Origin of the sequence: Chitinophaga fulva (assembly GCF_012927205.1) — a bacterium.
GTDB classification, from domain to species: Bacteria; Bacteroidota; Bacteroidia; order Chitinophagales; family Chitinophagaceae; genus Chitinophaga; species Chitinophaga fulva.
In genome coordinates, this window is the sequence record NZ_JABBGC010000001.1 from 2,101,066 (window position 1) to 2,126,520 (window position 25,455).

Sequence of the window (25,455 nt, forward strand, 5' to 3'; positions counted from 1 at the left end):
ATTTAGAAGGTGACGTTAATACCACCGGTAATGGTGCGTGGCATCGGGTATTCGTATTGTGCAATGTCGTTGGCGTCTTCCGGATCGAAGCCGCGCCATTTCATGATAGACAGCAGGTTCTGACCACTGGCAAATACTTTCACATTACGGATGGCGCCGGACATACGCACTGGTACAGGGATATTATAGCCCAGCGTGATATTGCGCAGCTTCACATAGTCGGCGCTGGTGACATCGCGGGAAGTGAAGTAGGTGGCATATTGCGCGCCAGGGTATTGACTGATGTCACCGGGCTTCTGCCAGATGTTGAGCATGTCTTTCGACTGGCTGTACTGGCGGTAGTTCGGGCTGCCGGAATGTGCGTACAGATCAGGATAGTTCAGGCGGGACATGCCGTGGATAAAGCTGACAAGCATAGACAAATCGAAACGTTTGTAGCGGATGCTCACGGTAGCGCCACCAATCAGCGGCGGATCATAGACGGCTTTCAGCGGTACGGCATCGTCAGGATTGTAGGTGTTGGTTTCTTTACCTGCTTTGTCGAGATAGATGGGTGCGCCGGTTTGCGGATCTACGCCTTTCCAGCGTACGGCATAGAAGCTGCCGAGTGGCCGGCCAACAATATTCATGGTGGCTTCGTCGGCAAAGATCTGCTCTTCTCCGCCAAGGCTCAGGATGTTGTTTTTGTTGTAAGCGAGGTTCACGCCCAGGGTGAGGGAGAAGTCCCTGTTTTTGATGGCGTCGCCTTCCAGCATCAGTTCTACGCCACGGTTACGGACCTTGCCGGCATTGGCGGCGATGGTAGGAAAACCAGTGGTATGGGAAAGATTACGATTGACAAACAACCCTTCGGTGACGCGGTTGTACAGGTCTATTTCACCACGCAGGCGGTTGTGGAAGAAACCGAATTCCAGCCCTACGTCGCCGATACGGTTCATTTCCCAGTTGTAGGCAGGGTTGCCGGGCGTCATGGGGACCAGCGTTTTGTTGCCGTTGTAATCAGCGGGATTGTACAGCGTTCTGAATCCGTAGTCGCTGGTGAAGCCACCGGCATTGCCGGTGAGGCCATAGCTGGCGCGCAGGCGCAGCGTGCTAAAGGCCTGCTGGTCTTTCAGAAAATCTTCTGCCAGTATGTTCCAGTTACCGCCAATAGCGTAAAAGAATTTGTAGCGGTTGGTAGCTGGTACCTGTGAGGAGCCATCACGGCGCAGGCTGGCGGAAAACGTATATTTGTCGCCGTAGGAATAACGGAACAACGCGATCTGCGATATCAGCAACCGGTTAGGTGTTGTTTGGCCGCTTACTACCGGAATGAAGTTGTTGTCAGGTGTGCCGGGTGTAATGCCACTGGGCGTGCCAGGCAGCTCTGGTACAAGGCCATAGCCGGTGAACCCGAAACCATTGCCTTTTATTTTATTGATTTCGGATAACAGGTTGGCTTCTATTTCATGGTCCTTTCCCCACTGTTTATTATATCGTACACCACCAGTGGCCACCAGCCCCAGCCTGTTGGCCAGTCCCCGCTGATAGGAGCCCTGGTTGCCGTTGCTCACTAGTTTACCGTACCACGAATCGGGGTTCATATAGTTGGTGGTGTTGTTCTGCTGGAAGTCCATGCCCACGGTACCGGTCAACTGAAAGTCTTTTGTCAGCTCCACTGTTTCATTCAGTGACAGCACTGCTTTTATCTGGTTGTCTTTTTTCAGGCTGTTGGCGTATGCGTCCAGCGCATTGGCGCCATAGCGGCCGGGCCCGGGTTTACCATAAGGTGATTCATAAGGCAATGCATAATACAGCGCCGCTATGGGATTTTTTTCGGTGATACCGCCGCCGCCAACAGCTGCACCGCCTTCTTCGGCCACGCCTTCATCCTGTATGTATTTGATGGTGGCGGTAGAGATGCCCATATTGAGCGTGGTTTTAAACCTGCCGCTGCGGTTTTGTACATTGGCGCGCAGGCTGTAACGTTCCATGCCGGAGTTGAGCGCAATACCTTCCTGGTTAAAATAACCACCAGAGAGATAGAAAGTTGTTTTTTCGTTGCCGCCGGAAACATTCAGGCTGTGCGTTTGTATACGGCCCTGGCGCAGCAGGTGTTTGCGCCAGTCGGTGTTGATTTGCCGGAGGCTGTCGAGGTATTGATTGCCGAACGTATAGTCTTCTGCAGTTTTGGGTACTGAGATGCCGTTCACCAGTTTGTTGGGGTTGTTGCGGGAATAAGCCCATCCCGGCAGGGTGGGGTCTTGCAGTATTTCTTCAAATTGCAGGCGCTGATCAGTGTTCATCATGTCCCATTTGCTACTGTTGAGGCCTGACACACCAAACTGGCCGCGGTAGTTCACCCGTACTTTCCCGTCTTCCCATGCCTTTCCTTTTTTGGTGGTGATAACGATCACGCCATTGGCGGCGCGGGAGCCGTATTGCGCGGTGGCGGCAGCATCTTTAAGCACATGGATGGTTTCAAAGTCTTCCGGGTTGAGTGCTGCAAATGAGTTGTTCGCTACCGGTACGCCATCTACTACATACAGCGGGTTCACATCGCCGTTGATGGAACCGAGGCCACGGATGGAGACGCGGCCGGCTTCTCCCGGCTGACCGGTTGGTGTGCCTACATACAGACCGGGAGCACGTCCCTGCAGCATCACATCGAACGATGCTACCGGTGCCTGGGTGGTAACGGCCGTAGGCAGGCTGGTAACGGCGCCGGTTGTACGGGATTTGCTTTGCTGCGTATAGCCGGTGATGACCACACTGTTGAGCGACTGTGCTACAGCAGAAAGGAATGCGTTTAATTCATCATTGCCCGGAATTGTTTTAATGGATAAGTCACTGTAACCTATATACGAAAATCGCAGCGTGTTCTTTCCGTTAGGTAATACGATATTGTAATGGCCGTTAGCGTCGGTAACTACGCCGGTGGCAGTACCTGGCACCGCCACCGTAACACCGATCAAAGGTTGCTGCGTCAGTGAATCGGTAACAGTTCCCCGGATAGTCCGTTGCTGTGCTATGCCGGCAAGTGATACGGCCAGCAATGCTACAAACAGGAGAATAGATTTGATGTGCATAATCAGTTGTGTAATGAATAAATGAATAGGCTGTTGAATACGGGTGCAAAGCTAGTGGCAGTGTATTAGAGCGGAATTAAGAGAGGGCGGGCAACTGTTAGAAGGCAATTAGAAATTACGCATTACGAATTCGTAATTTCTCTCAGTACATATCCGACACCGATAACGGTATGAATGAGCGGTTGGCTGAAACCTTTGTCCACCTTGGAACGCAGGTAGTTGATGTATACATCTATCAGGTTAGTGCCCCTGTTGAAATCGATGCCCCACACGGTTTCGGCCATATAGGCGCGGGATAGCACCTTGTTTTTGTTAGTGATAAGCACTTCCAGCAGCGCATACTCTTTTATCGTAAGGAGAATTTCCTTGCCATCCCTGAAAACGGTGCGGTTATAACAATTCATTTCCAGGTCGGCCACGCGGTATATGGCGGCAGGCGCACTGGTCTGCGCACGGCGGTGCAGCGCCTGGATGCGGGCGAGCAGCTCCTCGAAATGGAAAGGTTTGGGCATGTAGTCGTCTGCTCCGCTTTCAAAGCCCTGTACTTTATCTCTCACCGTTCCTAATGCGGTTAACATCAGTACAGGCAGGCCTTTTTTCATGGATTTGATGCGGCGGCAAACTTCCAGCCCATGAAGGGAGGGCAACAGCCGGTCCAGTATCACCAGGTCGTAATCATATTGTAGGGCCACATGGCAGCCGTCTTGTCCGTCATATGCTACTGTAACCGTATGTTGATGTGCTTCCAGTCCTTTTCTGATAAATGCTGCTACGCTGGGTTCGTCTTCTATCAATAAGATGTTCATAATTGTAAGGTGAGGCTAAATTAAGCCACCACACTTATTCTCCGTGTTGCATTAAAATATTCTAATACGCCATGCATCGTTTTTAATCAAAAAGGCCTGTTAATTTTACATTATCGGGTAGGGGGAGTTATTTTTTTTAATGTCTTATCAATAGACATCTTTTATTTTTGCGATTTTTATGACGAATTGGAAGACCTTGCTACCAGCAGTATTGACTACGTTTGTTTTTGTTTCCTGTGAGGAAGACAAAAGCAGACCGGCTACTCAACAGGCCCTGCTGATGGCAGTAAACGCGGCGCCGCAGGCCGGCCCCGTGAGTGTGGTGTATAACGACAGAAGAAGGGTGAACAAATTATCCTATGGTAGTTACAGCAGCCGGTATGGCAGCGCCTACCGCAGTGTTACCACAGAGGATACCGACGACCTGATGGTGGAAACGGCAGATGGAAAAGTAGTCATTGCCGACAGCCTGCGTATAGAGCACGGAAAAAAATACTCCCTGTTTATTTATGATACCCTTCGGGGAAGCCCGTCAAGGCTCAATTATACCCTTGTGCCGGATGACATTCCTGCCCCTGCCGCAGGCAGCGCACAGGTGCGTTTCCTGCATCTTTCCGCAGATGCGGCGCCGGTTGTGGTGGACCTGTTCATGGCAACAGACAGCATCCGGCTCACCGGCGCGGCGGTGCCTTACCTGGCCTCTCAGCGCAACCCCGCTGCGGTAGCAGCTTTCAGAGCTGTAAAAGGAGGCGTGTACCAGGTAAAAGTGAAACAGTGGAGAAACGAATCACTGGAAACCCTGTTGGACATCCCCCGGGTAAAACTCAATGAGAGAGGTGTTTTCACCCTCTATCTGCAAGGCCTCGTGAAAGGGCAACCTCCTTACGCGCTGGCCCTTGGACAGGTCCGCCACTGATCATATTATTCCTGCATACTGCTTTGCCAGGTGAACCAACGGGTGTGGCTAAACAGCCATTCGGGCAATAGGTCGGTAGTATATAACTCACTGTATATCTCGTGTTGCAGCTGATCTATCTCCCAGGCCCGCAGCTGGCGGCCTTGCAGGGTACGGATTAATATAGAATCTGTACGGTAAGGATTTTCTGTATCGGCATTACCATGGACCACCCATAATGGCGTAGCCTCCAGCGCTGGCAGATGATCGAAATCGGGGACGCCGGAAATGGCCACACCGGCGGCGAAAAGGTCGGGCCGCAAACCAATGCTGTTGATAACGCTCGAAGCTCCCATAGAGAAACCAATCACATATATGCGTCTGCCATCTACCGGCAGCACTTTCTTCAAAGAATCCACCAGGGCCAGTACCGTATTGGTATTGGGCCCCGGCTCAGATACCAGCGTGTGCCGGCTGCTGTCCATAACGTAGTTGGAAGAGCGCTCGGGAAACTGCGGCGCCACTACAAATGCCGGATAATTCCGACGGATACGGGGCTGCGCCCATAATTTGGCGAGAAGGCCCAGCTGACTGTTATTGTCGGTACCTACCGCTCCGGAGCCATGCAGCACCAATACCAGCGGGTAACGTTTATGCTTCTGTAAAGACTGGGGCTTCATCAGGCGATAGCAGACTGTCCGGAATGACAAGGCCTCAAAAGGACGTGGGTCCATCTCCCGGAGGACATTTTTAATACTGTCGGCTTTGCCTTTGTCTGGCATGGTACGGATGAGGGAATAACCTGTGGGCTTTTGTGCGTTGGCCATCCATGATGACAGCCCGCATAAGCAAAGGAACAATAGCTTTTTCATACAAAGGGGCTACTACCATAAGTTGTACCAATCTTTCGTTACATCCGGAAAAAATGGGACCAATTTATCTTGAAGTATGTGAAGAGCGCGATTAGTAGCAGCGGATGAGGTAACTTTCATTAAACAAAAACTGCATCATGATGAAAGTGCTGATCTGTTGTTGTCTGCTCCTGCTGACAAGCCTGGCCCCGGCTGTTGCCTGTTCTATTTTGTATTATATAGATGCTAAAACCGGAAAGATTTATGCTGTCAACAACGAAGATTACTGGTTTGATGTATCCCCGTATATCCGTATCCTTCCACATGAAGACGATAGGCTGGCGAGACTATGGTATGGGTGGGGAAAACATGCACAGGGAGGGGTCAATGAGGCGGGATTGTTCTTTGATGGCGCAGTTACGCCTGAAGAAGCCCGCATCAAAGGGTATCATAATCCTGTAGGCAATCTGGGAGATGAAATATTGGCGCGATGCCATACAGTGGAAGATGCATTGGCATTGTTGGAAGAAAAAAAGGTAGCACTGACAGATGGGCATTTGTTGTTTGGCGATCGTTCAGGACATGCTACCGTTGTGGAATGGGTCAATGGTAAGCGGAATCTGGTCAATATTCAAAACAATGTGCTGATGGCCACCAATTTCTTGCTGACCGATAAAGAAAAAGGCAATTATCCCTGCCCCCGTTATGCAGCCATGGAAGCGGCAGTAAAGCAGTTGGAGGCTGGCAATGCCCCGGTAGGATTGAAGGAAGTGGGCAATATTGCAGCAAAGGCAGTACAGCCCATGGCCGTTGTTGGGCCGCAACAAAAAGCGTATGGTACGCTCTATACAAGCTTCATTAATATTACCGATATGGAATTTGTATTGGTATATAAACTGGATAATACCAAACAGACAAAGCTGGACTTAAAGGCTGAATTTGCAAAGCCACGGTCGCAGACGATCTGGCTGCGCTAATTTCATTGGAGATAAGCAATTACTTCTTCCGCTGTTTTCCGGGCTGTTCTGCCTACGCCGATCAGGGTAGCCGAGGCGAAGCCGGTCCATTGTCCGTAACCTACCAGCCATAGTCCTGGCATATCTGTGGCCGCGGTGCCACGGGTGTTGATTTTACCGTTGGCCTGCATAATACCCAGTGGCAGCAGATGTGCCAGTGCAGGCCGGAAGCCGGTACAGAAGATAACGGTATCGACGGTTTCTTTTTGTCCGTTCTCCCAGGCAATACCGTCTTCATAAAAATAATCGAAGGCAGGCAGGTAATGTTGATAGACACCGCTGTCCCTCGCTGCTTTCACCGGGGGCACCATGACGATCTGGCCAAGGGAAGGCCGCTGAAAGTCCCTGCCCTGTTGCATGGCTTCATACTGCATGGTAGCGGCGTCGAAGAGGTATTTACCGTCAATATCGTCTGGAAGGAAAGTGGGCGGCTGCCGTGTAATCCACAGGGTATCGGCCATGGGCGCCAGGTCTGCCAGTATCTGCGCGCCGGAGTTGCCTTCCCCGACCACGGCTACACGCTGGTCCCTGAACAGCTCCGGCGACTGGTACGAGGAGGAGTGAAGCAGGGTGCCCCGAAAGCGCTCTTTCCCGGGAATATCCGGTAGGTATGGATTGACGAAACTGCCGGTGGCGCTGATGACTGCGCGGGCATGGTAGGTGCCGGCGGTGGTATCTAACTGGTAGCCGTTAGCCTGTTTTTCCACCCGCAACACTTTTACGGGCCTTTGTACCGGGAACTGATAACGGCGCTCATATTCCTGCAGATACCGGATCGTTTCATCGCGGGAAGGATAGTATTGCTGGCCGCCGGGCATCAGCACACCGGGCAACGAGCTCCATAATGCCGGTGAAAAAAGGGAAAGAGAATGCCATCCATGTTGCCAGGAGCCTCCCGGACGCGCTTCTCCGTCAAGCAGGAGATAACGCAGGGAGGTGCGCCGGAGATAATAAGCTACTGCCAATGCACTTTGACCGCCACCAATGATAATTACATCATATTCCATGTATGTAGTTTACGATAATATGCCCAGCCAGCCAAACAGGGTATTTCTTTTTTCAAAAAACAGGATTATATTCGGTATCACGATGTGCCGACCATACAGCAGATGTTGTAACATATATACAGGGAAAGCCTGTCCTGTTAAGAAAATTAATATCCACGTAATATTGAACGATTACTTTTGTTGAGACTGTTATATTTCCTTTTATGACCGTGCATAAACCAATCAATTCCTGTAAAGTCGGCGCTGTGGCGGATTTTGAGCAATCTGTGGGTGTTTACTGGAACAAGCTGCTGGCCATTGCTGTGGCCAAAACCAATGCACACGACGCGTTTGATATTGTGCAGGATGTTTTTCTTTCCCTGTGGGAGAAATGGGAAACTGCTCCTAAAGATGAAGGTCTTGAGTATTATCTTTTGCATGCCCTTAAGCTCCGTATATTTAAGTATTACCGTACAGCAGGCCGTTATCAGGCACATCTTAAACAGCTGGAAACATTATTAAATGATTCGCTGGAAACGCCGGGCACTTTTGCCCAGGAAGAACTGTACGGGTTGCAGGAAGCCATTCTCAATGAGGCACTGGACACTTTATCACCCAGCCAGCAACAGCTGATGACCTTACGGGTGCGTCATCATTATTCCTACCAGCAGATCGCCGGTATGCTCGATATAGATGCGGCGTCCGCCCGTGTGTTATACTGCCGTGCCCTCAAGCAGGTAAAGACACATATTAAAGCTAATCCTTCGCTGGCAGTCAGTCTGGTATCTGCCTGGATGTTGTTTACAATTTCTTAACGTTGGCGTAGTTAACATTTCTTTCGCATCGGGTATTCTTTAGTAGATGACACCGCAAAATTATCCCGGGGCACAAGCCCTGTTAGAAAAATTTCATGCAGGGAAATGCACCCCTGAAGAACTGGCGGTCCTGGACAAATGGTATAACAGTCTGGGAGCGGGAACACCTGTCGACCTGGAAGGACTGGAAGCAGACCTCCGGCGGCAACAGTTCCTGGCCAACTTCCGTGGCACCCTGTCAGCGGATCATGCCTCCGGGATGGACCCCGTGGATACCAGGCATCAACAACAATTCGTGACCGGCTACCGCAGCTCACTACCTGCGGACCACACCTCCGGACAAAAACCTGCGGCTACCGGACCTGAACCACAACGTAGCCCAGGGCTTCAGCCCTGGGATTGGCAACGATGGGCCGCCGCGGCCAGTATCGTATTATTAGCCGGTACGGGTTGGTTATGGCGGCAACAAACAGGTAAACAGCACCAATCGCCTGCACTGGCGGGTATGGTGACCGTTACCAACGAAACCGCCGGTATTAAGCAGGTCACGCTGCCGGACAGCTCACGGGTATGGCTCAACGCACATGCGACCATTGCGTGGAAAAAAGATTTTAACCGGCAGGAGCGTGGTGTAACGCTGATTGGTGAAGGTTTCTTCGATGTTCATGCCAGCGAAAAAAGGCCTTTTGTGGTGCACACCCGCGATATGGCCATCAAAGTACTGGGCACACGATTTAATGTGGAAGCCTATGCCGGAGAGAAGAACACGCGTGTGTCCCTGCTGCAGGGGAAAATACAGGTAAAAGCACATCCGAAAAATGCCAGGGCATTGATATTACAGCCCGGTTGCGCTGCTTCCTGCAATGCCGGTGATACGCTTTTACAGGTAGGTGAAACCGATGCCACTAAAGTAGCGGCCTGGAAAGAGGGTGTTTTCACTGCCACCGATATTTCACTCAAAGACGCAGTGGAAAGGCTTTGCGACCGCTACGGCTATTCCGTCAGCTGGAAAAACAAACAGGATATCGAAAAGAATATTACCGTGATGTTCAAAACAGATAGTTTCACGGGAATGCTGGACAACATATGTTATATCAGTCGTAAACAGTATAAAATTTCCGGTAGAGAGGTGACGATTTTTTAAAAAAGCTACAACACTCCGAAAAACAATTTTTATTATGAAAAGGAAATTTACAGTCTCGGACCATTGGGTCCGCAGCGGCGGGCTTGCCATGTCAGGGATGAAACGCTTCCTGTTGCTGGGCTGCTGCCTGCTCCCCGCCACCATCGGTTTCGGCCGGCAAAACAGCCTGAACGAAAAAGTGAAACTGGACGTATCCAACGCTTCTTTGTCACAGGTGCTAAAAGCATTAAGCAACCAAAGCAGCTTCACTTTTAATTATGTCAAACAGGATTTTGACAACATCATGATCCGCGATTTCAAAGCCAATAATATTACCCTGAATGAAGCACTGCACCAGCTTCAGAATCAGTCAGGCATTGAATACAGCGTGAATGATAAAGCTATTCTGCTGCGTAAAACACAACATCAGCAGGATGCTCCGCAGAGCGGCAAACAAGTTGTAGCCCGCCGTATCTCCGGCCGTGTTACGACTGAAAACAACGAACCTATTCCCGGTGTGACCGTATGGGTGAAAGGCACTAAAAACAGGGCCATCACTGACCCCGAAGGACGATACGAAATCACCATCGATACAGAAAACCCGGTCCTCAGCTTCAGCTATGTCGGTTACCAGACCACAGAACTCACGCCTGGCAGTGGTAACACGCTCAACCTTGTCATGAAAAACGGGAACACGGCGCTGGATGAAGTGGTGGTAATCGGTTACGGTACCGCTAAAAAAAGTGACCTCTCCGCCGCTGTAGCCACCGTGCCGGACATGAAACAAATCAAGGAACGCCCCGTGATGGACGTGGCCAACATGATCCAGGGTAAAGTACCCGGTATCACGGTTGTCAGCAACGGTGGCCACACCAGTAATGGTAACAATGTCGTGATCCGCGGTGTAGGCTCTCGTGCAAAAGAGAGTGTGTTGTACGTGGTAGACGGTGTGCCTAATGCACCTTATAATCCAGCTGACGTAGAATCCATCACTGTATTAAAAGATGCGGCTTCTGCTGCTATCTATGGTGCTTTCGCGGGCGCTACGGGTGTTATCCTCATCACAACCCGTCAGGCTTCGAAAGGGCTGCCACAGGTACAATACACCGGCTTTGTAGGCGCTAAACAGGCATGGCGCACGCTCCAGTCCCTGAGTGCTGAAGATGAAGCAAAAGTGTCTAACCTGGCTTATGCCAACGCCGGCAAACCACCGTTGCCAGGATGGGACGCTTCCCTCAATCCTTATGCACAGGTGACCCGTACCAACTGGATGAAAGAGATATTCCGCACCGGCATGATGCAACGCCACAACGTGAGCTTTAATGCAGGTTCAGATAAATTCTCTACACTGTTACAGGCACGTTACGAAAATGAAGAAGGCACCTTACTGAATACCTACAACAAAAATATCTCCGTTCGCTTCAACGTTAACTACGAGCTGTCGAAGAAAGTAAAACTGCGGCAGGATATCTTCTGGAACAACAATGAGAACCGCGATGCGGAAACTGCCAGCGGCTATACCGGCGTTATTCTCTCCGCTATCTACATGCCCCGCTCTGCCACCCCTTATTATCCTGACGGTTCTTTCGGCGGCGTAGGTCCTGCTGATTCCAAATACCTGGGTGTTCACGGCGACGTGGTGAATCCAGTAGCCACCCTGTTGCGTAACCAGCCTTACAATAAAAAGAGCGATATCCAGTCTGTGACAGAACTGACGGTGTCCGACATTATCCCCGGCCTGTCCTTTATATCACGTTTCTCTTACCGTCAGGTAGATACGCTTTTTAAGAATTTTGAGCCAAGAAGACTGGAACCCGGTAAAGCCAATGCACAAAACAAACTGACTTATGCTTTCAGCAGAGACTACAACTGGCTGTGGGAGAATACGCTCAACTATAACAAGACCCTGAAGAAACACAACATCGGCGCGATGCTGTCCATGACAGGACAGGAAGCTGGTAACCGCAACTTCGGGATCGCAGCCAGAGGTTTTGAAAGCGAAGCTGACTGGGCCCGCTTTATGTCACTGGCTTCCGTATTTGACCAGGACCGTCCAACAGACCGTGAATGGAAAGACAGGAACCTTTCTTACGTAGGAAGGGTTTCCTATAGCTGGGCAGACCGTTATTTCCTGACCGGTAGCTACCGTCATGATTTTGCCGGCAGGCTCCCTGTTGGTTATCGTGGTCTGGGCTTCCCCGGTGTTACAGCTGCGTGGAAAATCAGCTCGGAGCCTTTCTTCAACGTGCCGGCTGTTGATCTGCTGAAAGTAAGAGCCAGCTGGGGCCGTATTGGTAACATCCAATCAGTGGCAATTAACTATGCCTATCCGCTGCTGGCTAACGACTTCACTTACCAGGTGGGCAACGGTGCACCGCTGTCCAGCGCGCTGTTTAATGATACGAGATTTAATCCCCAACTCACCTGGGAAACATCTCAGCAAACAGATATCGGTATTGACATCGCCCTGCTGAAACATCGTCTTACCATCACCGCAGATTATTTTGACAAACTGACTTACGACCTGATCAAACAACAGGACACTTACTGGCCTGTTTCTTTTGGCTTAAATGCACCACAGATCAATCAGGGTAAAATCGGTAACAAAGGCATTGAAATAGCTGTTGGCTGGCAAGACAAAATCGGTCAGGTAGGTTATAGCCTGAACGCCAATATGGCTACGCTCCAAAACCGCGTAGTGGAAATTGATGAGAATCCTAATTCTGTATGGATACATAAGGACAACTGGAGAACCGTGCTGAATCCTTATCGTTCAAAAGTAGGACAACCTTATTATTCCTACTGGCTGATACAGTCTGCCGGCATCTTCCAGTCAGACGCAGAGGCTAACGCCTATCAGAAAAACGGACAGAAGATCCAGCCTAACGCCAAAGCTGGTGACCTGAAATTCATTGACCAGAACGGCGACGGTAAAATCGATGATGCAGACCGTGTGTACATGGGCGCTGCTTTCCCGAAACTGACCTATGGTTTTACTGCCAACTTCACCTGGAAAAACTTCGACCTGAGCCTGTTCCTGCAGGGTGTGGGCGGTGTGAAACTGTTCAATGCCTTCAAACAGTCCACCCTGAACGGTGCTGAACAAGGATATAACCGCTGGGATAAAATCCTGGGTGCCTGGTCTCCGGAAAATACCGGTTCCAACATCCCCCGTATCTCTGCGGATGATACTAACAAGAACTTCCAGACAGCTTCTGACTGGTACCTCGAAAGCGGTAACTACCTGCGCCTGAAAAACCTGCTGATCGGTTACACGTTCAGCAAGATGCGCTGGAACAACGGTCTGCGTGTATACTTCAGCGGTGACAACCTGCTTACTTTCACCAAATACACCGGTATGGACCCTGAAGTGGGTGGTATTGGTCTCGATGGTGGACAGTTCCCTGTTTCCCGCACCTATTCCCTGGGCCTTAATGTTAAATTCTGATCAAACTGACAATCATGAAAAAGAAATATATCTATATACCCGCACTGATGGCGATGATGGCCGGTTGGAGCTCGTGCTCCGAAAAATGGGTGGACACTAAACCCAATGGCGCGCCTTCCACCGCTTTTTTCTGGCAGAGTGATAACGACCTGCGTAAAGCCACTGCCGCCATGTATGTGGACATGAAAGATGAATATACCTGGGGCCGTGACCTGTTCTGGGTGCAGGATGCCAGTGATGACCTGATCGTAGGCCGTACCAAGGCAGATGGTGAAAACATCAAAAACTTCATCCCCAGTGGTCGTGAAGGTTACCTGACCAATGGCTGGGAGAAGCTTTACAATATGATCAACAGGGCTAATCAGGCGATTGAAAATATCCCGAAGGCCGTTAACGTATCTGAAGAGGTGCGTAAAAAATCCCTCGGAGAAGCTTATTTTATGCGTGGTTTCGCGCATTTCTGGGTAGCCTACATGTATGGCCATAAAGACCAGGGTGTTCCGTTTGACGGGCCTGAAAATCCGGAATTTGGCAAACGTATACCGCCGCAGTTAGCTTCTGTAACAGACAACTATGCACAGATCATCAGCGACCTGCAAAAAGCCGCTGACATGCTGCCACTGTTCGAAAGCTATAAAGATGGCGATAAGGGCCGTGCTCACAGAGCTGCGGCGTGGGGTTATATGGTGAAAGTATATGCTTACTGGGCACAGTTTGACAAAAACAAATGGCAGCTGGTGCCGGCTTTATGCGATAAAATCCGTGATGAAGGCCACCGCGCATTGATCAGCGGACAAGCCAACAGCCGCGAAAACTATCAGGCTGTTTTCCGTGTGGCCAACAACTGGTCTTCTGAGTATATCTGGTCTGTTAACTCCAGCATCCAGGGTGGATCTGAGTTTCCCGGTGTAATACTGGAAAATAAAGGCTGGACCAAATACAACGGATGGGGCTACTTCCAGCCTACAGAAGAGCTGTACGAAGAATATGAAGCCAATGACCCGCGCAGGGAAGTAACGATTCTGAAGTTCGGTGATCCGTTCGTTTATATCGGTCAGGCCAGGCAATATTATTCTACCAACAGCCTGTCCGGTTTCCAGATCAATAAATACATGGAGCCATACAGCTACGGTTCCAACGGTGATATGGCCAGCAATACCTTCGCCAGCTCTAACCCGGATTATCCTACCACGGCGCTCAATCTGCCGCTGATGCGTTATGCGGAAATATTGCTGTTTAAAGCGGAAGCGCTGATACAGCTGGGCCGCAATGGTGAAGCTGCCGCGCCGCTTAACGAAGTACGGGCCCGTGTTGGCCTCACACCGGTGGCTAATCCTACTATCGCTGATCTGAAACATGAGCGCCGCGTGGAACTGGCCTGTGAATGGACAGACCGCTTCCATGACCTGAAAAGATGGGGTGATTATGACAAGATCAATGCACCGCTGCATGGCCGTATCCATGCTAACCGTCAGGACCCTGCTTCTCCCTATACCATCAAGGTAGTATGGCCTGCGCGTAATTTTAATCCGGCCAAACATATGGCATGGCCTATCAGTCCGGATGAAATTGCCCGTACCAACGGCCTCTACAAACAAACACCCGGCTGGTAACCTCTCCGTTACTATGTCATGATAACAAACAGCGGAATTTTTCCTTCTATTGGAAAAATTCCGTTGTTGTTTTTATAGGTTACCTATCTTTAGGTACAACCTGATCTGTTACTATGCTATTCTTTCTAATGCTGATAACGGCCGTTACGGCTGCGCTGATGGGAGGCTTATTTTACGCCTACTCCTGCTCTGTCAATCCTGGCTTGGGCCGCTTGTCTGATGCCGCTTATCTGGCAGCCATGCAGTCTATCAACCGGGCTATTCTCAACCCGGTATTTTTTGTTGGCTTTATGGGGCCGGTGTTTTTGCTTCCGCTCAGTACCTGGTTCATGTTCCGCGAGGGAATGCCGCCAGCGGGTGGGTGGTTGCTGGCAGCTACCCTCACTTACATAGTAGGTGTTTTCGGGGTTACAGCAGTAGGCAATGTGCCGTTAAACAATGCGCTGGACAAGATATCGTTGCAGGACGACAGTGCAGCGCTGGCTGCACATCGTGCCCGTTTTGAACGGCCCTGGAACCGGCTGAATACTATTCGTACCCTATCCGCTATTGCTACGGTGACGATGGTCATCATTGCCTGCCTGAAATCGTCGCTTTAAAATTATGTTCTTCATAGACGTAGCCGGGCGTAGAAATACGCCCGGCTTTTTTGCTGACGTTGCAGTTGCTCGTCGCTGTGCTGATATAAGTGGATGTTAGTTTTTCCGGAGATAACCAAACAAACCATGAGACTCATCATCAGGACCTGCAGTAAAGAACAGCTGACCTGGTGCTGAAGGCACGTTGCTTTCCAGTGCCCACAAGCCTTCTATGATAACCGGACCAGTACCTTTCTGCAACTGTCCGAGGTAAAGTCCTTTTTCGCTATAAGCGTTGATATGCCCGTCGCCAAAATTGCCGATGAGGATCACGCCATCTTCCATGCCGGAGCAGCCTTGTGTGATGCCCCATGGTGAATTGAGCGTACCTTGTGAGACAAACCTCCTGATAAGTTTACCATTAGGTCTGTAGATGTCCACATATCCATTGCCAGGGCCAGCCTGATCATCATGTTTGTCGGGTTTTTGTTTGGCGTAGGTAACGAAAAGCACGCCTTCTATGTTCCGGATATTGAACGGCGCAAAGCCTGTCGGGATAGCCGGATCAACGAATGGTTTGGTAGAAACGTAATGGAAGGCGGAGTCAAATACATCGATGGTGCCATTATGGAAATTGGTCGCATAAATGTAGTTTTTGCCACTGTCGCTGGCCAGTGCAATGCCTTTGTAAACAGCATTGAAAGAGGAGCGGTTGGCTTGTATCACAGCAGTATCGCCGGATGTCCAGGATACAATAGTGCCGTTTTCAGTGGCAAAAATAAAGCGGGCGCCCTTGAAGCTGGTCGTGTTATTGAATACCTGGCCGGTAGGGCTGCCGGGGTCTTTACCTCCTGGTGAAGGGATAATTACCGGTGGTCTCAGCGTAGCACCGTTTTTATCGTAGATAACGCTGGAGCCGTCGCCATTGGAGGAGATCCAGAAGGCGCCTGTGGGCCCTACGGCAATGCCCCACGCATTCACCAGATGCGGATCGATACGTCCTGCATCATAACCGGCAGTATCAGCCACCAGGTTGGTTTGTTTATAAGTTTTGCCCAGACAGTCACACTGGTCGCAGGCGTGAAAGGGATCATTCTTATGACAGCTGGTTACCGATAACATAAATGTGATGACCATCATCGCGATGCCGGCACGAATAAATTTTGGGGGTGTTCCGACAGGCTTTACCGCTGCCGGCATTTTTTTAAACAAGGCGCTCATGTTGATACATTTTAAAATGTGATAGAAAATAGTATGGGTGAAGTGTTGTCATACGACAACCTTCGGTGAAAAGCGGGTTTCTGCCAGTCTCAGCAATCATCAATACCAAACACGATGAATTACGATTTCTTTTGGGGTGATTTTTTTTCAAGAGGTGAGATGAATAAATAAGGATTAACGGGTAGGAAATGTTGCACGAATGTTAAAAAAAATATTGTGATGGCTGGGTGCGGTTCCATGCAACATTCGATTGTTTTGCCAGTCATAGATTTTATTTGATGAATCTATCAGACCTTCCGAACTTATTGTTAATAAACTGTCGGACCTCATGAAACCAATTTTACTTTTCCTATGGATGACCATCGTCACCATAACTGTTGCTGCACAGCAAATTTCCGGTACTTATGCTATCCGTAATGTTCAGACGGGTATCCTGTTGCGCATCAAAGATGCTGATACCCGCAACGGTACGCCTATCGTGGCTTATTCACCGGTCAACTGGAAATGTGTGACCTGGGATTTCAAACATGTGGCAGATAACACCTATCAGCTGGTGAACCTGTACTCCGGCAAAACACTACAGCCGCAAACCACGGCAGCAGCCGGAGCAACACTGGAGGAGCAGCCATTGGTGACCGGCAATGACAACCAGGAATATGAGTTTATTCCTGCAGGCAAAGACCAATATCTGGTGAAGCTGAAAGGAACAACACTTTATCTGACGCCAGCCGATGACAAAGGGACTGTGAACGCCCCGGTGGTACTGGCTCCGGTGAACAACACCGCATTACAGCACTGGACGTTGAAAGAACAACACCCCGAGATGTAGCACGGAATAGTTTTTGCGGCGGTCGCTTCATTGTTTACCCACTTTAAAAGCTGTCGTCTTATGATCTTTGTTGAAAGTGAATTTGCGCCGCTGCGCACCGTTGTCCTGGCTGAATCGGAATTTGGCATGCCCAAGGTCCAGCGGGAAGAAGACCTGAAATTCCTGACCCCTGAAGCACGCACCGACCTGCACACCAAAACAGGCATGGACTACGGTGACGCCTATCCGGAAAAACAACAGGCATGGATAAAAGAACGAGATGCCTTTAAAACCGTGCTCCTGGAACACGGTGTGGAAGTGTTACGCCCCCGGCGCCTTACCGCAGCAGAAAAAAAAGCCGGCGGTGATGACGGCTACGCTAATTTTTTCTCCCGTGATCCTTTCTTTACTGTCGGTAACCTGGTGATAGAAGGATCGATGCGTTTGTTGCATCGCCGCATGGAAGTGCTGCCGGTACGGGACATTATGCTGGAACGGGTGTACCCCGAAACATGCACCTATGTGGCCGCACCGCGCGCGGAAGTGGCAGCAGCAAATGATGTGACCCTTGGCCCTGGCCCCTTTATTGAAGGTGGTGATGTACTGGTGCTGGACAAACATATTTTCGTTGGCAGCTCCGGCCTCGCCTCCAATGCGCTGGGCGCCCGGTGGCTCGAAAAACTGCTGCAGCCCTACGGATATACGTTGGAGATAGTACCGCTGCAACCGGATATCCTGCACCTGGACTGTGCCCTCGGTCTCATCAAAGATGGATTGATGGTGGTATGTGAAGCTGCTTTCAAAGATGGTATCCCCGAAAAGCTGCGCTCCTGGGACCGTATCGATGTAACATACAAAGAAACCACCAACCTGGCCACGAACGGACTGCCGCTTAGCCCGGAGGTATATGTGACTGATCCGGTGTTCCGGCATATCGGTGATCAGATAGCCAGCCGTGGTGTGAAGGTGGAATATGTGGATTTCCAAATCACCCGAAGCCTGGGAGGTTCTTTCCGCTGCAGTACGCAACCGTTGTTACGCAAAAGTTGAAGCAGACACAGCAAGAATAAATACATCATTTATAGTAAAAATATTTTTCTGAGAAACCGCTTCGTGCGGTTTTTTTTATGCTGAAATACGCTGTCAGTATGGTTTTTATGCATAATGTCGTGCCTATTGTGAATGTCTTTCCTGATCGTTATATTTGGTAGAGAATGTTCGGAAGACTTACAGATGCTTTGTTACCCTGGTTCATGACGAATTAGAGAGGTGAACACTGTTTTTTAGTATAATAATAATGTTGAATGCGTTTTTTCCCTGTGTTCCGTGATCAGCGATTTTATGAAAAGATATGGTGTTGGTTGATCCCATTGTTATGTAGTTTGCCAGTGGCCTGCAACCAATCGAATCGTGATAACGAAGATCATCCCGCGTTTTTTGAGCCGGTTTTTCAAAAGATAGACCAACTTGGCCCCGGACAAAAGCCGGAGGCTTTCCGCATATTGGATGCTGTTTATGCTGGCTTTCCCAAGCCGGGCCCAATGGACCTGGTGTGGAAATATCGTTATAAACTGGATTACTACTGGCTCAGTCAAAATGACCGCTTTCATACAAGAGTATATGCGGACAGTATATTGCAGGTGTTATCGGGAAAAACCGACAGGCCGGGATATGCAGTAGAATATGGCCGGGCATTGATGTACATCGGGGATATATACCGGGATGAAGGAAAGCTGGACAACGCCGTGTCGTTGTATTATGAAGGCAGGACGTTTATCCAGCGGAACGGTGATACCTGCACTATGGGGGAATATAGCCTGAGACTGGCGATGGTATATTACCGGCAGCGGAAATATAACCTCGCCATTCCCTATTTCAGGGAAATGTTTGCGGAGCTGTCAGCCTGTAATGCGAAGCCGTTTTATCGGTTTTGTTATCAACAGGGGCAGCTGGATAATATCGGGTTGTGTTTTGATCACCAGGACCAAAAAGACAGTGCCATGTATTACTACGACAGCGCCATGCGTTATATAGAGCAATACAAAGCCCCTTTTATGAAGTTGCCCAACCAGGTTATGTATACAATGGCTGCGGAAGCGGTGATTTTGGGGAATAAAGGAAGCTTGTTATTGCGGACCGGCGATACGGTTGCTGCAGAAAAACTGTTGAATGAAAGTGTCCGGATCAATCTTTTGCAAGGTACGGAGTTCAGGGATGCACTGTTAACGATGGGCAAACTGATTCAACTGCAACTGGAACAAAAAAGATTTCCAGAAGCGCAGCAAGGGTTGCTGAAAATGAGAGCTGCCCTCGATTCTGTGCCTGTTAATGCGGCAGAGCTGTCATGGCGGGAATTGCAATCGGAGTTTAGCGAGGCTACCGGGAAAAAGAAGGAAGCGCTGGCATTCCTGAAAAGCTATCAACGGATGAAAGATTCACTGGCATCCCTGGATGATCCTTTTCAGGCGTTGGATGTCAATACCCAGTTTAATTATCTGTCCGGTGAGATGGAATTAGATCTGTTGAAAAAACAGAACGAAATCAAGAACATCTACCTCAGTGTCATGTTGCTCCTTACACTGATGGTGATCATCATCGGCCTTCTTATATGGCAATACTCGAAGCGTTCCAAAAAGCAGGCCGCCAAGCTGGAAAGCCTTAACAGGGTGATCACGCGGCAAAACGAACATCTGGAAAAAGGCCTGCGGGCATTGGAACACAGTCAGCAGGATAATACCCGCATGCTCAAAATAGTGGCGCATGACCTCCGTAACCCCGTAGGCAATATGATTTCCATGGCCGACTTTCTGCAGAACTATGGCAACGTTACGGATGAACAGAATAATGAAGCGCTGCACCTTATCCAGCAATCCGGCCATATGGCACTGGAGCTGATCAGTAATCTGCTGTACATGAATATACGGGGAGATATCAGGAAAGAGCAGGTAGAGGTGGATGTGGCCCTGCGCTATTGTGTCGATCTGGTAAAAACAAAAGCAAGCGAAAAACAACAACAGATCATTGTTCATCTCTTTCATGCCACGATCTGGGCTAGCCGCGAAAAGATATGGCGCGTATTCTCCAATCTTATTACCAATGCTGTTAAATTCAGTCCTGTAGGCGGTACTGTGGAGGTATCCATGCAAATAGCAGATGCTGTTGTCCGCATCACAGTACGGGACAATGGCATCGGTATACCCGATCCGCTGAAGGGAAGTATTTTTAATCTCTCGCAGGATGTAAAACGCCGGGGCACTATGGGCGAAGAATCTTTTGGCTTCGGGCTGGCGATCTCCAAACAAATTGTAGATGCCCACGGAGGCCGGATATGGTTTGAAAGTGAAGAGGGAAAAGGTACAGCGTTTATCGTGGAACTGGAAAAATACAATGAACTGAATCACCACTGACATTTTTATTGCCGTGCCAGTCTTTTTATTAGATACAAAGAAAGTCGTATAGTCATGCTATATGGCTTTCTTTTTTTGAAAAAAAATAGCTTATTTTAGCATGACAGGTATAATTGATTACCTATGTGCGATTATATATCCGCTTCTGACCGAAATCCCTGTCATCTCTATCTGATCAGCATACCGCCATATCACTGTCGATATTTAAATTGAAACTGACTATCCATGGCAAGTATGATCAATGTTGTAACAAAAGAACTGATTGTATTAACACCCTATTATGCCTTCGGACGAAATGCGTCCATCGTTCACACTACTATTCCGCAGCAGGATGTATCTCAATCCCATGCTACTATTTTCTGGAACCGGGAAGGTTGGTTCCTGCGTGACCACAGCCGGAACGGCACATTGATCGATAATGAACTGTTGTGCCAATCTATCCGCAAGCTGAGTAAAAAGCACCAGATACGGTTTGGCAACACGGAAAGTACCTGCTGGAATATCATCGATCTGAAACCTCCCGCACCCTATCTGAAGTCGGTGCATTCAAAAGAAAAGGTTATGCCGTTGCCAACCGGAACGGATGCACGGATATTTTGTTCGCCTCATCATGGATGGGTGTATGAAATGAATGGCCATATCACCCATTTGTCGGATGGCTGCAGTGTTTTTTTTCAGAACGAAGAATGGCTGTTCATAGCCAACGGTTACCTGGAGGAAACGATCGATCATCAGCACCTGGTGAACAACACTGTTTTCCTTTTCACATTGAGCAGTAATGAAGAACATATCCGGTTACAGTTGCGGGTATCAGACGATCAACTCATTGATCTGGGCAGCCGCGCGCATAATTACCTGTTGCTGGTGCTGGCGCGGAAGCGGCTGGCAGACCATATTGTAGGACAAAGTCCGGAAGAACAGGGTTGGATTTCCCTCGATGAGCTCATAAGAGACATCTCCAAAGAGATGCAAAAAGACATAGATGTATATTTTATCAACCTGCAGATTTTTCGCTTACGGAAACAGCTATACGAACAACTGTCCTTCGGACAAATGTTTGCCAATGTTGTGGAAAGACGTATGGGAGAAGTCCGTTTAGGGCATCCTTTCTTCAGTATCAGCAAGGGGTCTGAGGAGCAGGGCAGTATCCTGCCCTGATGAAGGATGCCTGAGAACAGCAAAGCATTCCTTATGGAAGAACCCTCAATGCATGATCAGTTTCCCTTCATGGAATATTACCACATCGTGGAATTGTTGTGCGATGGTGCGCACAGTAGTGTGTATAAGGCTGTCCAAAAAGCTACCCGCCAGTATGTGGCGATCAAACTGATAAAAGGGAATTTGTTGTCGGAAAAGCAGCTGCAGGAGAGGTTTGAACGGGAGGTACGGATCTGCGCAGAAATCAACCACCCTTACATTGTTAAATTGCTGGATACCGGTTATACCGGTGACAACATGCCTTTTGTTGTATTCGAATATATCGCCGGTATTACGCTGAAACAGTTCCTTCAACAGGAAGGTGCTATCAACCTGCCGTTGGCGGTAGAACTGATGGGGCAGGTATTGGACGCGCTTGCCTGTGCGCATAGCATGAGCATTGTGCACCGCGACCTGAAGCCTGAGAATATTATGATCACACAACCCGGGGCAAGACCTTATGCCAAAGTACTTGATTTTGGTATTGGTGCTTTTACGGGAGATAGTTTTCCGGTAGATAATGCCGCTGGTACTCCTGCCTATTGTGCGCCGGAACAATTGCGGGGAGAACCGCCTTCCACACGATCAGATATCTATGCCTGGGGGTTATTGCTGACAGAATGCATCACCGGTACGCCGGTTTTCAGGGGTATCACCACAGCCGCTGTGTATGAAGGGCAGTTAAGCCCGGACCCTGTTCCGCTGCCGGATTTTATAGCAGGGCATCCATTGACCGCTTTGTTGCAAAGGGTATTGGAAAAAAAGGCAGTCAACAGGGCTGGGGATGCACATCTGTTACTGCAGGAGCTGGCAGCCATGGACTTCATGGACCTGCCGCTGGTGGCGCCTGTTGATGCTTTGTTGAGACCCTCCAACACGGGAACGATGGACAATATGCTGGCATGGAACTACGATAAACGGGAAAAACGATTGATAACGGTGCTGTCCATAAAGCTGGATGTGCTGGGCTGTCGGGGTAGCCATCCGGAAGAGGAGTTGCTGGAAGAATTACAACACCGGCAGCTGAGTGCCTGTGCTGCTATCGCTACCCGCTTCGGTGGTTTTGTAAAGGGTATGATGGCAGATCACCTGCTGATTTATTTCGGTTATCCACAGGCGACGGATAATGATGCGCGCATGGCCTGCCGGACAGCACTGGAAGTATTAGAGGACATGCAGCAGTACAGCATAACGTTGTATGAACAGAAAAAAGTGATGCTGGAAACCAGGCAGACGATGCATACCGGTACTATTATTTCACGGAGGAACAGAGTACCGGAAGGCATCACTGCCAATACCGGATTTAAGTTGCTGCACTATACGCCGGCTGATCGTATACTCGTTACCGATACTACCGCTGCACTGATCGGAACATTTGCGGAGCTGGAGAAGAACCATGGTATGACGGATGAGGAGTGTTTGCCGGTACAGGAAACATTCTACGTATTGAAAGAGCGCCGCGCGGAAGCGTTTTCGCAACTATACTCTGCTGCTGCCAATCGTTCCATGCATGGGCGGACCGCCGCGTTGGATACGATTATCCGGCATTTTGAGCAGGTGGCTGCCGGCAGGAGGAAGGTGATACTGGTAACCGGCGATGCCGGTATCGGCAAATCGAGGTTGCTGCTGGAAGCCAGGAAAAAGATGACGGCAGTCACCCTGATTGAACGCCGCTGTTTGCCGGAGCATCGGCATATCGCGTTGTTTCCTTTTATTGAAATCATCCGGCAGTATTATGGATTGTATCAGCATGCGGGGGCGTGGGTGGTCCCACTGTTGGAGCGACTATTATCTGTGGCCGGATGTGACCTGACAGTCACTTTGCCGGTAATGCTGTCTTGTTTCGGATTTCCATTTACGGATAAATATCCGGCATTGCAGGCGGGGCCGGCTGATCAAAAAAAGATCCTCTTTCAGGCGTTAAGGAAATGTATGGGAAACATCTCCCGGAAGAAAAAATATGTATTGCTCCTGGAAGACTTGCAATGGATGGACCCCAGCAGCAGGGAGTTTCTGGCGGGTATGATTGCTGAAAAAGAGGAAGAAGGAGGTATGTTCCTGCTTTCAGCCAGAACGGAATTTATGCCCGGGTGGGATGCTACGTCATTTACCCGGCTGCAATTGGGGCCGCTGGATATCTGCGCAGTAAGAAGAATGATAGAAGAACAGTTGGGATATGGAAAAAAAATAGCGCCCGCCTCGCTGCATTATGTGATGCGGCATACAGACGGTGTACCGTTTTTTATAGAAGAGCTGTTGCAGCTGTTACTGGCGGAAGGATGGCTGGTAGCGGTACGGGATACTTATCACCTCATGGACGATGGCCGGCAGCCCGGTGTGCCATTGACGCTGAAGGAATTGTTGCATGCGAAACTGGACCAGACTGGTAGCGCCAGAGAAACAGCGCAGCTGGCTGCTACCATAGGAAGGGAATTCTCTTCCCGGCTGTTGATGAAAGTAGCCATGAAAGAAGTCTGTAGTGTATGGAATGACTTGCAGATGCTGACAGCAGCAGATATCATTGTACCGTTACGGACAGAGAAGGGGTTGTGGTATGTGTTCCGGCATATGCTTTTCTGTGAAGTGGCGTATGACAGTCAGCCGGCGCCGGTACGGGAACAGGCACACGCCCGCATAGCGGAAGAACTGATTGCAGTGATAGATCCTGATGGGCAGCCGGATGTGCTGGCCGTGAATACCCTCGCACAACACCTGTATGGCGCGGGAAATGTGGCAGCAGCTATTGAATGGCTGTTGACCGGTATTCAGCAACTGATCAGTACCTCGGCCAACCGGGAATGTATACCGCTTTGTGAACAGGCGCTGAAATGGCTGCGGGAACTGCCTGCCGATCATATTACCGAACTGGCCATCAGGCAATACCTGCTTTCCAATCTGGTGATCGTGGATGGATATGGTGCTACTACGGTAGGGGAACAACTCGATATCATGTACCGGTTGTATGAACAGTTACCGGCGCAGGAGCAACTGCTTCCCGGCATGTTTATTTATACCAGTTACTATGCCATGCGTGGTGACTGGAAAATGGCGGCCATGGTGGCACAGCGGTTATGTCAGCAGGCATTGGCCCTGCAGGATATAAAATATGCCATCGTTTCTTCTGTCTTCCTGGGGCTGCAATTGTTCAACGACGGCCGGTTTACAGAAGCTGCTGCCGTGTTGGAGAAAGCATTGGCGCTGTATGACCCGGCCAGCCAGGATGTCCGGAGGCGGGATGAACCGGCGACTGTTGTCGGTGCCGGTTCGGTGCGCAACGATTGGGATGCGGCTATTGCTGCCATGGAGATAGTTTTCCGGCATTATGTTACTGCGGAAAGCCGGGTACAGGATTGTCTGCGCTTTGTTAACAGTTCGGATGGACAACAATATATCACTGAAACCTATCGGTTACTGTCGCTGGCAGGTGCTGGTAAACAGGCATATGCTATTGCCCGTAAATACCTGGCCTTGTCACAGCAAATGGCGGAAAAACAACAGATGATGGTGATGCAGCGTGTGCATTGCCTTCGATAACATTACCTCCTTTTTTAAGGATGAACCTGTTCTGGTATGTCGACTGAAATATGTTGAAATAGGAATTTTTTATACTGCTGTTTAGCTTT

Annotated in this window: 17 protein-coding genes; 12 read left to right on the forward strand and 5 right to left on the reverse strand. The window is 49.6% G+C overall.

The window, feature by feature from the left end; translation table 11 throughout:
- Positions 1 to 2: 2 nt before the first annotated feature.
- The gene (locus HHL17_RS08760; protein ID WP_169224358.1) at positions 3 to 3,068 is read right to left on the reverse strand and encodes a SusC/RagA family TonB-linked outer membrane protein; all 3,066 of its coding nucleotides are present in this window, start codon (positions 3,066 to 3,068) and stop codon (positions 3 to 5) included.
- Positions 3,069 to 3,190: 122 nt separating this feature from the next.
- Positions 3,191 to 3,874 (reverse strand): response regulator, encoded by a 684-nt coding sequence (locus HHL17_RS08765; protein WP_169224359.1) that lies wholly within the window; start codon positions 3,872 to 3,874, stop codon positions 3,191 to 3,193.
- 178 nt (positions 3,875 to 4,052) lie between these two features.
- Between HHL17_RS08765 and HHL17_RS08770 the strand changes: the two genes are divergently transcribed.
- On the forward strand, positions 4,053 to 4,790 hold the full coding sequence (locus tag HHL17_RS08770) for a DUF4397 domain-containing protein (protein ID WP_169224360.1): 738 nt from the start codon (positions 4,053 to 4,055) through the stop codon (positions 4,788 to 4,790).
- 5 nt (positions 4,791 to 4,795) lie between these two features.
- Here HHL17_RS08770 and HHL17_RS08775 read toward each other — a convergent pair whose 3' ends face one another.
- Positions 4,796 to 5,641 carry a carboxylesterase family protein gene (locus HHL17_RS08775; RefSeq protein WP_169224361.1) on the reverse strand — a complete coding sequence of 282 codons (846 nt, stop codon included), beginning with the start codon at positions 5,639 to 5,641 and terminating at the stop codon, positions 4,796 to 4,798.
- Positions 5,642 to 5,778: 137 nt separating this feature from the next.
- On the opposite strand from HHL17_RS08775, the gene HHL17_RS08780 reads away from it, so the two are divergent.
- On the forward strand, positions 5,779 to 6,597 hold the full coding sequence (locus HHL17_RS08780) for a carcinine hydrolase/isopenicillin-N N-acyltransferase family protein (protein WP_206155942.1): 819 nt from the start codon (positions 5,779 to 5,781) through the stop codon (positions 6,595 to 6,597).
- Between the two features lie 2 nt (positions 6,598 to 6,599).
- On the opposite strand, the gene HHL17_RS08785 is transcribed toward HHL17_RS08780, so the two are convergent.
- Positions 6,600 to 7,643, reverse strand: coding sequence for an ArsO family NAD(P)H-dependent flavin-containing monooxygenase (locus HHL17_RS08785; protein WP_169224362.1), 1,044 nt, complete (start codon positions 7,641 to 7,643; stop codon positions 6,600 to 6,602).
- Between the two features lie 203 nt (positions 7,644 to 7,846).
- On the opposite strand from HHL17_RS08785, the gene HHL17_RS08790 reads away from it, so the two are divergent.
- The 5 genes from HHL17_RS08790 to HHL17_RS08810 all read left to right on the forward strand — a co-directional run bounded on the left by HHL17_RS08790 (position 7,847) and on the right by HHL17_RS08810 (position 15,220).
- Entirely contained in the window at positions 7,847 to 8,437 is a 591-nt protein-coding gene (locus tag HHL17_RS08790; protein WP_169224363.1) for an RNA polymerase sigma factor, read from the forward strand.
- 46 nt (positions 8,438 to 8,483) lie between these two features.
- Positions 8,484 to 9,581, forward strand: coding sequence for a FecR family protein (locus HHL17_RS08795; protein ID WP_169224364.1), 1,098 nt, complete (start codon positions 8,484 to 8,486; stop codon positions 9,579 to 9,581).
- Positions 9,582 to 9,615: 34 nt separating this feature from the next.
- Positions 9,616 to 13,008, forward strand: coding sequence for a SusC/RagA family TonB-linked outer membrane protein (locus HHL17_RS08800; RefSeq protein ID WP_240975112.1), 3,393 nt, complete (start codon positions 9,616 to 9,618; stop codon positions 13,006 to 13,008).
- A 14-nt stretch (positions 13,009 to 13,022) separates the two neighbouring features.
- Positions 13,023 to 14,621 carry a RagB/SusD family nutrient uptake outer membrane protein gene (locus tag HHL17_RS08805; protein ID WP_169224365.1) on the forward strand — a complete coding sequence of 533 codons (1,599 nt, stop codon included), beginning with the start codon at positions 13,023 to 13,025 and terminating at the stop codon, positions 14,619 to 14,621.
- A 113-nt stretch (positions 14,622 to 14,734) separates the two neighbouring features.
- A complete protein-coding gene (locus tag HHL17_RS08810; RefSeq protein ID WP_169224366.1) occupies positions 14,735 to 15,220 on the forward strand; it encodes an anthrone oxygenase family protein in 486 nt (161 codons plus the stop codon).
- Positions 15,221 to 15,316: 96 nt separating this feature from the next.
- On the opposite strand, the gene HHL17_RS08815 is transcribed toward HHL17_RS08810, so the two are convergent.
- Complete coding sequence (locus tag HHL17_RS08815; protein WP_169224367.1) at positions 15,317 to 16,420, reverse strand: TIGR03118 family protein; 1,104 nt, start codon at positions 16,418 to 16,420, stop codon at positions 15,317 to 15,319.
- A 328-nt stretch (positions 16,421 to 16,748) separates the two neighbouring features.
- Between HHL17_RS08815 and HHL17_RS08820 the strand changes: the two genes are divergently transcribed.
- The 5 genes from HHL17_RS08820 (at position 16,749) to HHL17_RS08840 (ending at position 25,366) form a co-directional block, all read left to right on the forward strand.
- Positions 16,749 to 17,249 carry an RICIN domain-containing protein gene (locus tag HHL17_RS08820; protein ID WP_169224368.1) on the forward strand — a complete coding sequence of 167 codons (501 nt, stop codon included), beginning with the start codon at positions 16,749 to 16,751 and terminating at the stop codon, positions 17,247 to 17,249.
- A gap of 60 nt (positions 17,250 to 17,309) precedes the next feature.
- The gene (locus tag HHL17_RS08825; RefSeq protein ID WP_169224369.1) at positions 17,310 to 18,278 is read left to right on the forward strand and encodes a dimethylarginine dimethylaminohydrolase family protein; all 969 of its coding nucleotides are present in this window, start codon (positions 17,310 to 17,312) and stop codon (positions 18,276 to 18,278) included.
- Between the two features lie 491 nt (positions 18,279 to 18,769).
- A complete protein-coding gene (locus HHL17_RS08830) occupies positions 18,770 to 20,635 on the forward strand; it encodes a sensor histidine kinase (protein WP_169224370.1) in 1,866 nt (621 codons plus the stop codon).
- A 225-nt stretch (positions 20,636 to 20,860) separates the two neighbouring features.
- Complete coding sequence (locus HHL17_RS08835; protein ID WP_169224371.1) at positions 20,861 to 21,793, forward strand: FHA domain-containing protein; 933 nt, start codon at positions 20,861 to 20,863, stop codon at positions 21,791 to 21,793.
- 33 nt (positions 21,794 to 21,826) lie between these two features.
- Positions 21,827 to 25,366: a TOMM system kinase/cyclase fusion protein gene (locus HHL17_RS08840; RefSeq protein WP_169224372.1), complete on the forward strand. Its 3,540-nt coding sequence runs from the start codon at positions 21,827 to 21,829 to the stop codon at positions 25,364 to 25,366.
- Positions 25,367 to 25,455 lie beyond the last annotated feature (89 nt).

Coding starts and splice junctions, on each gene's coding strand:
- HHL17_RS08825 (WP_169224369.1), top strand. CDS start 17,310: ATGATCTTTGTTGAAAGTGAATTTGCGCCGCTGCGCACCGTTGTCCTG.
- HHL17_RS08830 (WP_169224370.1), top strand. CDS start 18,770: ATGGACCTGGTGTGGAAATATCGTTATAAACTGGATTACTACTGGCTC.
- HHL17_RS08780 (WP_206155942.1), top strand. CDS start 5,779: ATGATGAAAGTGCTGATCTGTTGTTGTCTGCTCCTGCTGACAAGCCTG.
- HHL17_RS08790 (WP_169224363.1), top strand. CDS start 7,847: ATGACCGTGCATAAACCAATCAATTCCTGTAAAGTCGGCGCTGTGGCG.
- HHL17_RS08770 (WP_169224360.1), top strand. CDS start 4,053: ATGACGAATTGGAAGACCTTGCTACCAGCAGTATTGACTACGTTTGTT.
- HHL17_RS08765 (WP_169224359.1), bottom strand. CDS start 3,874: ATGAACATCTTATTGATAGAAGACGAACCCAGCGTAGCAGCATTTATC.
- HHL17_RS08805 (WP_169224365.1), top strand. CDS start 13,023: ATGAAAAAGAAATATATCTATATACCCGCACTGATGGCGATGATGGCC.
- HHL17_RS08820 (WP_169224368.1), top strand. CDS start 16,749: ATGAAACCAATTTTACTTTTCCTATGGATGACCATCGTCACCATAACT.
- HHL17_RS08800 (WP_240975112.1), top strand. CDS start 9,616: ATGAAAAGGAAATTTACAGTCTCGGACCATTGGGTCCGCAGCGGCGGG.
- HHL17_RS08795 (WP_169224364.1), top strand. CDS start 8,484: ATGACACCGCAAAATTATCCCGGGGCACAAGCCCTGTTAGAAAAATTT.
- HHL17_RS08835 (WP_169224371.1), top strand. CDS start 20,861: ATGGCAAGTATGATCAATGTTGTAACAAAAGAACTGATTGTATTAACA.
- HHL17_RS08815 (WP_169224367.1), bottom strand. CDS start 16,420: ATGAGCGCCTTGTTTAAAAAAATGCCGGCAGCGGTAAAGCCTGTCGGA.
- HHL17_RS08785 (WP_169224362.1), bottom strand. CDS start 7,643: ATGGAATATGATGTAATTATCATTGGTGGCGGTCAAAGTGCATTGGCA.
- HHL17_RS08760 (WP_169224358.1), bottom strand. CDS start 3,068: ATGCACATCAAATCTATTCTCCTGTTTGTAGCATTGCTGGCCGTATCA.
- HHL17_RS08810 (WP_169224366.1), top strand. CDS start 14,735: ATGCTATTCTTTCTAATGCTGATAACGGCCGTTACGGCTGCGCTGATG.
- HHL17_RS08840 (WP_169224372.1), top strand. CDS start 21,827: ATGGAAGAACCCTCAATGCATGATCAGTTTCCCTTCATGGAATATTAC.
- HHL17_RS08775 (WP_169224361.1), bottom strand. CDS start 5,641: ATGAAAAAGCTATTGTTCCTTTGCTTATGCGGGCTGTCATCATGGATG.